The organism is Streptomyces sp. cmx-18-6, assembly GCF_046548915.1.
In the GTDB taxonomy this organism is placed as follows: Bacteria; Actinomycetota; Actinomycetes; order Streptomycetales; family Streptomycetaceae; genus Streptomyces.
Window position 1 is genome coordinate 32,692 of the sequence record NZ_JAEBEP010000010.1, and the last position, 12,627, is coordinate 45,318.

General features: G+C 73.0%; 9 protein-coding genes and 1 pseudogene. 5 read left to right on the forward strand and 5 right to left on the reverse strand.

Annotated elements, in window-relative coordinates; translation table 11 throughout:
• Positions 1 to 39 precede the first annotated feature (39 nt).
• Complete coding sequence (locus tag ACLJPL_RS23040; RefSeq protein ID WP_411082798.1) at positions 40 to 2,958, reverse strand: BTAD domain-containing putative transcriptional regulator; 2,919 nt, start codon at positions 2,956 to 2,958, stop codon at positions 40 to 42.
• A gap of 97 nt (positions 2,959 to 3,055) precedes the next feature.
• Here ACLJPL_RS23040 and ACLJPL_RS23045 point away from each other — a divergent pair, with 97 nt between their 5' ends.
• Together ACLJPL_RS23045 and ACLJPL_RS23050 are read left to right on the forward strand one after the other, a co-directional pair.
• A complete protein-coding gene (locus ACLJPL_RS23045; RefSeq protein ID WP_411082799.1) occupies positions 3,056 to 4,654 on the forward strand; it encodes an MFS transporter in 1,599 nt (532 codons plus the stop codon).
• A 72-nt stretch (positions 4,655 to 4,726) separates the two neighbouring features.
• Positions 4,727 to 5,144 (forward strand): annotated as a pseudogene (locus tag ACLJPL_RS23050) (acyl-CoA thioesterase).
• Here ACLJPL_RS23050 and ACLJPL_RS23055 read toward each other — a convergent pair.
• From ACLJPL_RS23055 to ACLJPL_RS23070, 4 genes are read right to left on the reverse strand one after another with little or no spacing between them, the layout of a single operon-like run.
• Positions 5,134 to 6,066, reverse strand: coding sequence for a class I SAM-dependent methyltransferase (locus ACLJPL_RS23055; RefSeq protein ID WP_411082800.1), 933 nt, complete (start codon positions 6,064 to 6,066; stop codon positions 5,134 to 5,136). The pseudogene ACLJPL_RS23050 and the gene ACLJPL_RS23055 overlap by 11 nt on opposite strands.
• Complete coding sequence (locus ACLJPL_RS23060) at positions 6,015 to 6,680, reverse strand: cysteine hydrolase family protein (RefSeq protein WP_411082801.1); 666 nt, start codon at positions 6,678 to 6,680, stop codon at positions 6,015 to 6,017. Before ACLJPL_RS23060 ends, ACLJPL_RS23055 begins: the two co-directional genes overlap by 52 nt.
• On the reverse strand, positions 6,677 to 7,777 hold the full coding sequence (locus ACLJPL_RS23065) for an isocitrate/isopropylmalate family dehydrogenase (RefSeq protein ID WP_411082802.1): 1,101 nt from the start codon (positions 7,775 to 7,777) through the stop codon (positions 6,677 to 6,679). Before ACLJPL_RS23065 ends, ACLJPL_RS23060 begins: the two co-directional genes overlap by 4 nt.
• A 56-nt stretch (positions 7,778 to 7,833) precedes the next feature.
• Positions 7,834 to 8,367 (reverse strand): EF-hand domain-containing protein, encoded by a 534-nt coding sequence (locus ACLJPL_RS23070; protein WP_411082803.1) that lies wholly within the window; start codon positions 8,365 to 8,367, stop codon positions 7,834 to 7,836.
• Positions 8,368 to 8,914: 547 nt separating this feature from the next.
• On the opposite strand from ACLJPL_RS23070, the gene ACLJPL_RS23075 reads away from it, so the two are divergent.
• The 3 genes from ACLJPL_RS23075 (at position 8,915) to ACLJPL_RS23085 (ending at position 12,597) form a co-directional block, all read left to right on the forward strand.
• Entirely contained in the window at positions 8,915 to 10,150 is a 1,236-nt protein-coding gene (locus ACLJPL_RS23075; protein ID WP_411082804.1) for a cytochrome P450, read from the forward strand.
• Between the two features lie 19 nt (positions 10,151 to 10,169).
• A complete protein-coding gene (locus tag ACLJPL_RS23080; RefSeq protein WP_411083014.1) occupies positions 10,170 to 11,303 on the forward strand; it encodes a type III polyketide synthase in 1,134 nt (377 codons plus the stop codon).
• Positions 11,304 to 11,403: 100 nt separating this feature from the next.
• A complete protein-coding gene (locus tag ACLJPL_RS23085; RefSeq protein ID WP_411082805.1) occupies positions 11,404 to 12,597 on the forward strand; it encodes a S8 family peptidase in 1,194 nt (397 codons plus the stop codon).
• Positions 12,598 to 12,627: the final 30 nt, after the last annotated feature.

Genomic DNA, 12,627 nt, shown 5'->3' on the forward strand with positions numbered 1-12,627 from the left:
GCCCGGAACGGCGGGGAGGGCCCCCGGAGGGGGCGGGGTTCAGTCCCGCCCGTGCCCGGCGACGAGGTTCAGTTCCGCCAGCGCGGCCGCCGCGTCGGCGGCGTGGACCGATGAGCGGCCTTTGGCCAGAGCCCGGTGCAGGTGGCGCCTGGCTGCTTCCTGGTCGCCGCGGAGACGGGCGGCGAGCCCGAGACCGGTCTCGGCGCGGATCTCGCCCCTGCCGTAGGCGCGTTCGGCCGAGACGGACAGCGCCCGCTCGTACAGTTCCGTCGCCCGCCGGGCCCGGCCGTCTGCCAGGGCGATCCTGCCGAGCCAGGTCAGCGCCTCGACGACCTCGGTCCACAGCCCGAGCTCCTCGGCCGCCAGCAGTCCTTCCCGGTGCAGCCGCTCCGCCCGCGCGTGGTCACCCTCGCGCTCGGCCGCGAGCGCCAGGCACCGGGTGGCCCGGAGCAGCCCCCAGCGGTCGCCCGCCTCCTGGAACAGCGCTGAGCCCAGCTCCGCGTGGGACGCGCCCCGCGCGGGGGCGTGGTCCGCGAGCTCGACCAGCGCGGCGGCCTCCCCCCAGCGGTCTCCGGCGGCGCGCGCACCGGCCAGACTCGCCTCCACCAGCCGCCGCCCCTCGCGGTGACGGCCATGGCCGGTCAGACCGGTGCCGACGAACCACTGCAACCGGGCCCGCAGCACCGGATCGTCGACACCGTCCGTCGGATCCTCACCCACCGGAACCGGAGGCGGAGGCAGAACGGGCGTCGGAGGCAGAACCGGAGTCGCAACCGCGATCGGCGCGGCGTCGGCCGACGCCGTGCGCAGCTCCATGCCGCTCAGCCAGGCCAGCGCCGTCAGGCGCGCCGCCGGAGCGGCCCCGAGGTCGGCGGCCAGCGCCGCTCGGAACGACCTCCGGGCCTCGGTGAGCCGACCGCGCAGGAACCAGTACCATGCCAGCGCGTTCACCAGCCGCACCGCGTACCCATCGGCGCTCCCGGTGACCGCGAGGTCGAGGGCGCGGCGCAGGTTGACGGTCTCCGCGTTCAGGCGCTCCAGGCAGCGCCGCTGCTCCGGGCCGCGCAGCCGCTCGCTCTCCCGCTCGGCCGACTCCGTGCAATGGCGTACGAACCGTGCCCGTACGGCAGCCTCCTCACCCGCCTCCGCCAGCCGTTCGGCGCAGTAGGCTGCCACCGAGTCGAGCAGCCGGAACCGGCCGCCCTCACGGACCACCAGCGAGCGGTCCACCAGCCGGGACAGCAGGTCGCCCACCCGCTCCGCGCTCAGCTCGCGGTCGGCGCAGACCGCCTCGGCGGACGGCAGCGTACAGCCGTCCGCGTGCACGGCGAGACGTCGCAGCACGGTCCTCTCGTCCGAGGTCAGCAGCTGCCAGCTCCAGTCGAGCATGCCGCGCAGCGTCTGCTGCCGGGCCGGGAGCCCGCGCACCCGGACCTCGGGCGGGGCGAACCCGTCGTTCAGGCAGACGGCGAGCTCGTCCGGGCTCAGCGTCCGCAGCCGGGACGCCAGGAGTTCCAGCGCGAGCGGAATGCCGTCGAGGCGACGGCAGATGGCGGAGACGGCCGCCGCGTTGTCCGCGTCGAGGACGAAGCCGGGCGCTGCCGCCGCCGCCCGGGCCACGAACAGCTCGACAGCGCTGGACCGGGCGACCGACTCCGGATCGGCCCCCTTGGGCAACGCCAGCGGCGGCACCGGACGCACCGCCTCGCCGGGGACGTTCAGGGCTTCCTGGCTGGTGACCAGCAGGCGTGCGGCGGGCACCGCGGACAGCACGGCTCCGGCGAGCACGGCGACCGGCTCGACGAGGTGCTCGCAGTTGTCCAGCAGGATCAGCAGGCGCTTGTCCGCCACCGCCCGGCACAGCCAGCCCACCAGGTCGTGCAGGTCCGGCTCCGTCACCGCGGTGTCGCACAGGCCCAGCGTCGTGATGACCCGCTCGGCGATGTCGTCCGGGGTCGACGCGGCGCCCAGACCCGCCAGTTCGACCAGCCACACGCCATCGGCGAACTGTTCGGCCATCGCGTGCGCCGCGGCGATCGCCAGTCGCGTCTTGCCCACCCCGCCGAGACCGGTGAGCGTGACGAGACGGGTGTGCGCGCCCGGGCTCAGCCGGGCCCGCACCTCCTCGACCGCCGCGCGCCGACCGATCAACGGGGTCAGCGGCGTGGGCAGGTTCGTACGACACGACGGCGACGGGGCGGCGGGCGCGGCCAGCCGCGGTTCCTGGCGCAGGATCGCCTGGTGCAGCGCGGAGACCGCCGGCTCGGGTGACGCCCCCAGCTCCTCCGCCAGTTGACGGCGCAGCTCCTGGAAGCTCCGCAGCGCGTCGCCCTGCCGCCCGGCCCGGTACAGCGCGCGCATATGGGCCGCGCGCAGCCGCTCGCGCAGCGGATGCCGCGCCACCAGCTCCCCGAGCTCCGCCGCCAGCGTCGTGTGGTCGCCCAGCGCCAGCCGCACTTCGGCCTGGTCCTCGACGACGGCGAGGCGCAGTTCCTCCAGCCGGGCGATCTCCCCGCGGGCGAACAGCGACTCGGCCACATCGGCGTAGGCCGGGCCCCGCCACAGCGCGAGCGCGTCGGCGAACAGATCCCCCTTGACCGCCGGTTCCTCGTGGGCGCGGGCGCGCTCGGCCAGCTCCTGGAACCGCAGCGCGTCGACCGCGTCGGCCGCGTCCGCCACGCCGTCCGCGAGCAGCAGCCGATATCCGGCGGGCTCGCGGACCACCTGCTCCCGGCCCAGCACCCGGCGCAGCTGGGAGACCTTGGTCTGCAACGTGTTGGCCGAACCGCCCGGAGGGCTGCTCGCCCACAGGTCCTCGATCAGACGGTCCGCCGGAACCGGCCCGCCCCCGTGGACCAGCAGGTTCGCCAGCAGGGCGCGCACCTTCGTCTCGGGGACCCTGACCGGCCGCCCCTCGACGTCCCAGACGGCCAGCGGGCCGAGCACCCCGTAACGCATGGTCACAGTGTACGACCGGGCGACCCTCAGGAAATCGTGCGTGACGGTCCGCACAGTGGCGGGGCACATCGTCGAACGTGAAACGCAGGGGAGCGCCATGAGCACAACGACCGTACGCAGGGCCGGGGCCGGGGCCCGGGAGTGGGGAGGTCTGGCCGTCCTCTCGCTGCCCACGGTGCTGCTGGGCCTCGACGTCACCGTGCTGTACCTGGCCCTCCCCTCCCTGGCCGAGGACCTCCGGCCCAGCGGATCCCAGGAACTGTGGATCATGGACTCCTACGGTTTCCTGATCGCCGGCTTCCTGATCACCATGGGCACCCTCGGCGACCGCATCGGCCGCCGCAAGCTGCTGCTGATCGGGGCCGTCGCCTTCGGGACCGTCTCCGTGGTGGCCGCCTACTCCGACAGCGCGGAAACGCTCATCGCCGCGCGCGCGGCCCTGGGGATCGCCGGCGCCACACTGATGCCGTCCACCCTGGCCCTGATCAGCAACATGTTCGCCGACCAGCGCCAACGCTCCCTGGCCATCGGCGTCTGGGCGACGAGCTTCGCCCTCGGCATGGCGCTGGGGCCGGTGGTCGGCGGCGTGATGCTGAACCACTTCTGGTGGGGTTCGGCATTCCTCCTCGCCGTCCCGGTCGCGATCATCCTGCTGGTGGCCGCCCCCGTCCTGATCCCCGAGTACCGGGCGCCCCACAACGGCCGGTTCGACCTGCTCAGCGTCGTCCTGTCACTGACCGCGATCCTGCCGGTCGTCTACGCCGTGAAACGCTTCGCCAAGGACGGCCTCGACACCCCCACGGTCGCCGCCGCGGCGATCGGCGTGACCTTCGCGGTGCTCTTCGTCCGACGCCAGGGCAACCTGGCCGACCCCCTGCTGGACGTGCGCCTCTTCACCGACCGCACCTTCAGCGCCGCGCTCAGCGTCCTGCTGGTCGGCCTCGTCGGCGTCGGCGGCTCCCTGCTGCTGATCACCCAGCAGCTCCAGTTCGTCGAGGGACTGCCTCCCGTCGAAGCGGGCCTGTGGATGGGGCCGCCGGCCCTGATGATGGTCCTGGCCGCCATCGGCGCGCCACTGGTCGCCCGCCGCGTGCCGCCGGGAATCGTGATGGCCGCGACTCTGGCCCTGTCCTTGGTCGGATACGTGCTGCTCACCCAGGTGAACGCCTCGGGCGGGGTCGCCCTGATGCTGACCGGCTTCGGCCTCGTCTACCTCGGACTCGGGGCGATCGCGGCCCTGGGCACCGATCTGGTCGTCGGAGCCGCGCCGCCGGAGAAGGCCGGCTCGGCCTCGGCGCTGTCGGAGACCGTGCAGGAACTGGGCCTCGCCCTGGGCGTGGCGATCCTGGGCAGCCTGGCCACCGCGGTCTACCGCAGCCGCATCGCCGGCGAGATCCCCGCCGGCACGCCGTCCGAGGTGGCCGACGCGGCGGGCGACAGCCTCGTCGGCGCGGTCTCCTCGGCGCAGCGGATGCCCGCCGGCTGGCTCGACCAGGCCAAGGAGGCGGCCACCGCCGGGCTGAACGTCGCGATGTCCGTCGCCGCCGTGTGCACCCTGGTCCTCGTGCTCCTGTCCGGCATCGTGCTGCGGCACGTCGGCGTCATCGGCGACGGCGACGGTGACACCGGGGAGCGCACCGCGTCGACGCCGCCCGTGACTGAGACACCCGGGGAGAGGCGAGCGACCGGCGTGTGACAGCCCGGACAGGGACGCCCGGAAGGACCGGCCCACCGGAATGGAGCGTCGGGCGCAGGCGTTCGTACGGTCATGACCTTCTCCACCGACGTGACCGTGCGCGGCTACGAGCTCGACACCCAGGGCCATCTGAACCAGGCCGTCTACCTCCAGTACGCGGAACACGCGCGCTGGGAGCTGCTGCGGGCCGCCGGGCTCCCCCAGGAGAAGCTGCTGGCGGACGGGATCGGCCCGGTGCAGCTGGAGGTCACCGTCAGATACCGCCGTGAGCTGCGCGGCGGGGAGCGCGTACGGGTGACCTGCCGCTTCGACTACGGCACGGGGAAGACGTTCACCCTGGAGCAGCAGGTCATCAAGGAGGACGGCACGGTGGCCGCCGAGATCACGGGAGTGGCCGGCGTTCTGGACCTGGCAGAACGCCGGCTCGTCCCCGACCCCGCGCGGCCGCCTCGCCGCACTGGCGGGCGACCCGGACCTCCTCACCGGCTGAGACCGGCCGCCGAGCCTCTTGAGCGCGGGGACTTGCGTGCGAAGACCCACCGGTTGGCCGCCAGCGCGTCAGGGCGCTCCGGCAGCGGGCCGCGCCCATGGAGCCGGGTGAAGTGGAAGGGCGTACGGATGGTCGTCGACCAGCCCCGCCCCGCCAGGTCCGCGACGGAGTCGGGCCGGGGCTCGCCGTCGAACAGGGCGAGCAGGTCCACGCCGATGCGCTCCTTCGCCGCCGCGTAGACCGGGCTGTCGCGGACGTCCGCCGACTCGACGCCGAGCTTCACCTCGTACGCCACGGTGCTCCCCGCCCGGCTCAGCGCGTCCACCGTGTCGACAAGTCGTTGTTCGGCCGCCGGAGGGAGGTAGAGCAGCAGCCCCTCGGCGAGCCAGGCGGCCGGCGCGGACGGATCGAATCCCGCGCCGGTGAGCCCCGCGCCCCAGTCGTGGCGCAGATCGGCGGCGATGGCCACGCGGGCGGCCCGCGGCCCGTCCCCGGCGGGCAGGGCGTCCAGCACCCCGTGCTTGAACGCGAGGACCTCCTCCTGATCGACCTCGAAGACCGTGCACCCGGGCGGCCAGTCCAGACGCAGCGCCCGGGTGTCCAGCCCGGCCCCGAGCAGCACGATCTGCCGGACCCCGCCGTACGCCTGCCGGAGCAGGAAGTCGTCGAGCACCCTGGTCCGCAGGCCGAAGTAGCGCCCCAGCCGCCCCCACAGCGGATCGCCCTCCCCGCCCGGCACCTCCTCCGGGCGCACCGGCCAGTGCGCGGACGCCCGCGCGGCGCGCACGAAGTGCTCCGCGTAGGGGTCCTCAGCCAGCGGGTCCGGGCGGTGGGTCTCCACGGCCCGCGCGGCGGCCACCATGAGCGCGGTCAGGCCGACGCCCCCGGCGACGCCGCGGTCCTGCTGGGCTGTCCCGGGCATCCCTCCTCCTCTCCGGGACGGCGCGACCACACCTCGGCCCGGTCGCCGGTCGTGATCCGGGCCCCGTACAGCCGGCCCATGAAAGCGAGGATCTGCTCGTCCGGGAGGTGCAGCCCCGTCGTGCAGTCGCGCAACACCGTGATGTGGAAGCCCTTCTGGAACGCCGTGCGCGCGGTCGAGTCCACGCAGACGTCGGCGAAGAGCCCGGCGAACGCCAGGTGGACCGCGCCCCGCTCGACCAGATGCCGTTCGAACCCCTCGTCCAGGAACGCGTCGAAGCAGGCCCGCTTGGTGAAGACCGCCTCGCCCCGCTCCGGTCCCACCCCGGCGGCGAACTCCGCGCCCCAGGAACCCTCCAGGCACTTCGGCGGCTTCCCGAGCTCCGCGTCCCGCCGCCGCCAACCGTCCCCCTGGTAGCGGGCGTCGCCCAGGAAGCGGACGAAGACGACCTCCGTGCCCCGGGCCCGTGCCGCCGCGACGGCCCGGGCGGTGTTCGCCGTGACCCTCTCCAGGCGCGCCGGGTCGCCCGGATACCGGGACGCGGCGAGCGGGCCCGCGCAGAAGTCGTTCTGGAGGTCGACGACGACCAGCGCGGTCCCGCCCGGCGCGCTCACGGGGCCTCGGCCCGCGCGGTCGCGGCCAACGGCGGCTCCCGCACGGCCCGTTCCGCCTCCAGGGCCTCCAGCAGGGCGTCCACCACCGCCGTGGTGGAGTGCCGTCCGCCGAGGTCGGGCGTATGGACGCCCTGCCCGGCGAGGGAGGTCAGGGCCCGCTCCACCGCCTCCGCCGCGCCCAGGCAGCCGCCGTACCGCTCCGCGATCGCCGCGGCGGCCCGCACGGTGGCCACCGGGTTGACCCGGTCCAGGCCCTCCAGGTCGTCGGCGGACCCGTGCACCGTCTGGTACTCGGTCAGCCCCCGTACCTCGGGGTGCAGGAGGACGTTCTCCGTGCAGCGGTTCTCCTGCCGGTCGGAGCCGAACCGGTCGAGCAGGACGACATGCATGATGTCGGCCCACTCGTTGCCCGCGACCACGACCGTACGGTCCCCGAACCCGTGCGTGATCAGGTTCCGGTTCACCGTGTCCGGCTGGAAGAGCCGGACCGGCACGTCGTACCGTCCGGCGACGTCCGTGACCCAGGAGTCCAGTGCGCCGTCGAGCAGATGGAACTTGTACGCCATGACGATCCGCTCGGGCCCGGCGTCGGGCCACTGCTGCCAGGCCCGGCCCACCGCGTAGGAGAGGACCTTCTCCGTGAGGTCGCGGCTGAACTCCATGGTCCGCCGGACCACCCCGTCGAGGTGCTGGTTCTCCCCGGTGTAGAAGCCCTGCGCCTGGTCGCGGACCAGCAGCAGCGAGGCCGCCCCGGCCCCGGCGGGCAGTGCGTCCACCTTGACGGCCTGGAGCCGTTGACGTACCAGATAGAGGGACTGGGCGTTGATCGCCGTACGGAAGATCACCGGCGTTCCCAGAGCGGCCTGCGTCCGGCAGAACTCCTCGTAGTGCGCGGCGTCCTCCTCCGTCAGCCGGCGGACCGCCTCCCCGTCCCCCTCCGCCTTGAGCGACACATACGAGTGGTAGGTCCGCGGCGAGCGCAGCACGCCGATCTCCGTTCCGTGCAGCCGGGCCAGAGCGCCCAGCACCCGTTCGAAGACGGCGGCGACCTCTGGTCCTGTTCCACGGCCCACAGCGAGCCCGATGACCGGTTTCAACCATGCTCCTTCGTCGTCGTTCGCCGGTACGGCCGGCGATTCCCGGGTGGGGCGGGTCAGACGGGGGTGCCGACGACCAGGTGATCGCCGGGGATGCCAGCCTTGTCGGGCGCGTAGTAGTCCTTGATCCCGGCGACCCATGTCTCCACCCGGATCCGGTCCCCGTCCGAGGGCTCGAAGGCGTCGAAGAGCGCGTCGGTGTTCGCGGCCTCGAAGCCGATGGCCGTCATCAGCGCCACGAAGAGGGGGCGCTCGATCAGACCGTCGCCGTCCGGGTCCCCGAGCGCGGCGAGCGCCTCGGCGAACACGCCGATCGTCGCGTCGAACCGCTCCGGCGAGAGCACGCAGGCGGTGTACTCCTCGAAGCTGATCTCGCCGTCCCCGTCTGCGTCGAGCTCGGTGCGCAGGGTGGTCCAGTACCGCCGGAACGCCGCGCGCATCGCGTCCTTCGCCGCCTGGTCCGACGCGTGCGCCTCCTGGACGACGCGGTCGGCCATGAGGTCGAAGTCGTCCGCCTCCAGGACCCCGTTCGCGTTGGCGTCGAGGAGGGAGAAGACGAGCGCGACCCGCCGGTTGGCCTCAGTGGTCATGGATACGTCACCTTTCGCCGTACGGTCCCTCCGGCCGGAGCCCGATGCCCGGCCGGCCCACCCACTGTCCGGCCGGGAGGCCCCCCGCACGACGAAAGCCGGAGCTCTTTCACCCGAAGGACGTAACTGCCCCTGCGTAAACGTCGAGTTGAGGCACTCGGCCCGGCGCAGTGCCCCCGCGCGCCGCACGACGACCGTCGACGTGGACATCGGGACGGCGCTGATCGGGGCCCCCTTCCTCATCCGCATCGTCCGCCGGCGGAAGGTACGTGCCCCGTGAGCGCCCTCACCCGGCCGGTCCAGTGAGAGGCGGCCCCCGCGTCCGGCAGGCCCCTGATGCTCCCGATCGGCCGCCACCACGTCCTGGACCGGGGCGGACGCCGCACCGGCAGGACAGCAGGGGGAGCGTGCGCCCCCTCTGATCGGCTGACTGCGAACCGTGAGTGACATGTTTCGCAGGACCACGGGGGACACAGGGGAGGTCTGTTCCCGGGCCATGAGCCGGGACGCCCTGAAACCCCCGAACCGGTCATTGGGAGAAACCTCGGTGCAGAACGCCTCGGTGCACGACGCCTCGGTCCACGACAAGGAATCCGTACGGAGCTGTCCGTTCGACTTCGCACAGCAACTGGAGTTCGACCCCCAGCTCAAGGAACTGCTCACCGAGGAGCCGGTCTCCCGTATCCGTATGGCATACGGAGAGGGCGAGGCGTGGCTCGCCACCCGCTACGAGGACGTCCGGACGGTCACCACCGACCGGCGCTTCAGCCGCGCCGCCGTACTCGGCCGCGACTTCCCCCGGATGACCCCGGAGCCGATCGTCCAGGCGGAGTCCATCAACCTCATGGACCCGCCCGCCAGCAGCCGGCTGCGCAGCCTGGTCGCCAAGAGCTTCACCCCGCGCCGCGTCGAGCAGATGCGGGCGGGGACCCAGCGCGTGGTGGACCGGCTGCTGGACGGGATGGAGGACGAGGGCTCACCCGCCGACTTCGTCGCCCGCCTCTCCTCGCCGCTGCCGCTGATCACCATCTGCGAGGCGCTCGACATCCCCGAGGCCGACCGCCCCTGGCTGCGCGCCCACGCCATGACCATGATGAACGTCGGGGCGGCGGGCAAGGAGGACGCGGTACGGGCCAAGGCCGAACTGCGCGGCTACTTCACCGAACTGACCGCCGAGCGCCGCCGCGCCCCGGGCGATGACCTCATCAGCACCCTGGCCGCCGCCCGCGACGGCGACGAACTGCTCGACGACAAAGAACTGGCCGTCATGGCGATGGTCCTGCTCATCACCGGCCAGGACACCACGACCTACCAGCTCGGCAACATCGCGTACACCCTGCTGACCCGGCCCGACCTGCTCAAGACGCTCCAGGCCGAACCCGAGCGGCTGCCCCGCACGATCGAGGAACTGCTGCGGTACATCCCCTTCCGCAAGGGCGTCGGCATCCCCCGCATCGCCATGGAGGACGTGGAGCTGGGCGGGGTCGCCATCAAGGCGGGCGATGTGGTTCATGTGTCGTACCTGACGGCCAACCGGGACGGCGCCAAGTTCGACCGCCCCGACGAGCTGGACCCCGACCGGCCTTCCATCCCGCACATGACGTTCGGCTGGGGCGCGCACCACTGCCTGGGCGCGCCGCTCGCCACCATGGAACTGGACGTCGCCTTCTCCACCCTCCTGGCCCGCTTCCCGGCCCTGCGCCTGGACGCGGAGCCCGAGGACATCCGGTGGAACACGACGTCCATCTGGCGTTACCCGCTCGCCCTGCCCGTCACATGGTGACGAGAGCCTTCGCTCCCAGATACGAGGAGAACCCATGGCGACCCTGTGCCGACCGGCCATCGCTGTGCCCGAACACGTCATCACGATGCAGCAGACCCTGGAGCTGGCCCGGGAGACCCACCACGGGCACCCCCAGCGCGACCTGGTCCTGAGGCTCATCCGGAACACCGGCGTCCAGACCCGGCACCTGGTGCAGCCGATCGAGGAGACCCTCAAGCACCCCGGCTTCGAGCTGCGCAACCAGGTGTACGAGGCCGAGGCCAAGACCCGGGTCCCCGAAGTCGTGCGGCAGGCCCTCGCCAACGCCGAGACCGACCCGGCCGACATCGACCTCATCGTCTACGTCTCGTGCACGGGCTTCATGATGCCGTCGCTGACCGCCTGGATCATCAACACCATGGGGTTCAGACCCGAGACCAGACAGCTGCCCATCGCCCAGCTCGGCTGCGCGGCGGGCGGCGCGGCGATCAACCGGGCGCACGACTTCTGCCGGGCCTACCCCGACTCCAACGTCCTCATCGTCTCCTGCGAGTTCTGCTCGCTCTGCTACCAGCCCGCCGACATCGGCGTCGGATCGCTGCTCTCCAACGGCCTGTTCGGGGACGCGATCTCCGCCGCCGTCGTCCGGGGGCAGGGCGGCACCGGCATGAGCCTGGAGCGCAACGGCTCCCACCTGGTGCCCGACACCGAGGACTGGATCTCCTACGCCGTCCGCGACACCGGATTCCACTTCCTGCTCGACAAGCGCGTGCCCGGCACCATGGAGATGCTCGCGCCGGTCCTCAAGGACCTCGTCGACCTGCACGGCTGGTCGGTGCCCGACATGGACTTCTTCATCATCCACGCCGGCGGACCGCGCATCCTGGACGACCTCTGCCACTTCCTCGACCTGCCGATGGAGATGTTCCGCTACAGCCGGGCCACCCTCACCGAACGCGGCAACATCGCCAGCTCCGTCGTCTTCGACGCCCTCGCCCGCCTCTTCGACGACGGGGGCGCGGCCGAATCCGCGCAGGGCCTGATCGCCGGATTCGGCCCCGGCATCACCGCGGAGGTCGCGGTCGGCAGCTGGGCGAACCACGGTCCCGCGGCCGATCCCGCACAGGAACTGGCCGGACTGGGGCTCGCGCCGAGCGTTGCGCTGTCCGGCTGAACCCGCTAAGGCGCCGCACGGGCCGGGACGAAGGAACGGGTGTTCGCGCTTCGCGGATGCGCACCTGCTCCGCGAACGACCCCCACCCGAGGAGACACGCATGCGCCTGCGCGCCCGCTGGGCCACGGCCGCCCTGCTGCTGATCGCACCACTGATCGGCGCCACCCCACCGGCCACGGCCGACACCGGACCGGAAGGGGTCCCGGTGGAGCGGTCCGCCCGGGCCGTCCCCGGGCAGTACATCGTCACCCTGGAGCCCGAACTCTCGCCGGACGCCATCCTGCGGGAGTTCGGGCTCAGCCCTTTGTTCACGTACGGGAATGTCCTCAACGGGTTCGCCGTCACGCTCACCGCGACCGAACTGGACGCCGTCCGGACCGTCCCCGGGGTGCTCGCCGTCGAGGAGAACGCCGAGGTGGCCGTGGACGCGCCCAGGTCGGGCGGCCTCTTCCGGGCCCCCGCCGCGGGCTGGGGCACCGACCGGATCGACCAGCGCGCCCTGCCCCTGGACGACACCTTCACCACCACCGCCACGGGCGACGGGGTGAAGGTGTACGTCGTCGACACCGGGATCGACGCCGCCCACAGCGAGTTCGGCGGCCGGGTCGTCAAGGGCTACGACGCGGTCGGCGACGGCCGTGGCGGGCAGGACTGCAACGGTCACGGCACCCATGTCGCCGGCACTGTCGGGGGCTCCGTCTCCGGGGTCGCCGAGGACGCCTCGCTGGTCAACGTGCGGGTCCTGGACTGTCAGGGCCGGGGCAGCTGGGCCGGCATCATCGCCGGGTTCGACTGGGTGGCCAAGGACGCGGCGGCCGCCGCCACCGCCCCCGCCGTCCTGAACGCCTCGCTGGGCGGGGGCCGTTCCCGTGCCGTCGACGCGGCGGTCGAAGCCGTCGCGGACGCGGGCGTCCTGCCGGTGGTGGCGGCGGGCAACGACGACATCGACGCGTGCCGGATCTCCCCGGCCGCGGCCGATGGCGTGGTCACGGTCGGGGCGAGCGACCGCCAGGACCGGGAGACCGCATTCAGCAACTGGGGCTCCTGCCTCTCGCTCTACGCCCCCGGCGCGGACATCGTCTCCGCACGCCTCGGCGGCGGCACCGTCTCGCTGAACGGCACCTCCATGGCCAGCCCGCACGTCGCCGGAGTCGCCGCCCTCTACAAGGAGACGAACCCCACGGCCACGCCCGCCGCCGTCGCGCGCTGGCTGACCGACACCGCGACGCCCGACGCGCTCTCCGGCCTCGGCCAGGGCTCGCCCGACCTGCTGCTGTACACCGGCGGCCTCTGACACACCGCCGGGCGGGGCCGGTGAGCGGTC

Bases quoted from the DNA above. Each gene is read 5' to 3' on its own strand.
- ACLJPL_RS23040 (WP_411082798.1), bottom strand. From the start codon at position 2,958: ATGCGTTACGGGGTGCTCGGCCCGCTGGCCGTCTGGGACGTCGAGGGG.
- ACLJPL_RS23045 (WP_411082799.1), top strand. From the start codon at position 3,056: ATGAGCACAACGACCGTACGCAGGGCCGGGGCCGGGGCCCGGGAGTGG.
- ACLJPL_RS23055 (WP_411082800.1), bottom strand. From the start codon at position 6,066: ATGCCCGGGACAGCCCAGCAGGACCGCGGCGTCGCCGGGGGCGTCGGC.
- ACLJPL_RS23070 (WP_411082803.1), bottom strand. From the start codon at position 8,367: ATGACCACTGAGGCCAACCGGCGGGTCGCGCTCGTCTTCTCCCTCCTC.
- ACLJPL_RS23085 (WP_411082805.1), top strand. From the start codon at position 11,404: ATGCGCCTGCGCGCCCGCTGGGCCACGGCCGCCCTGCTGCTGATCGCA.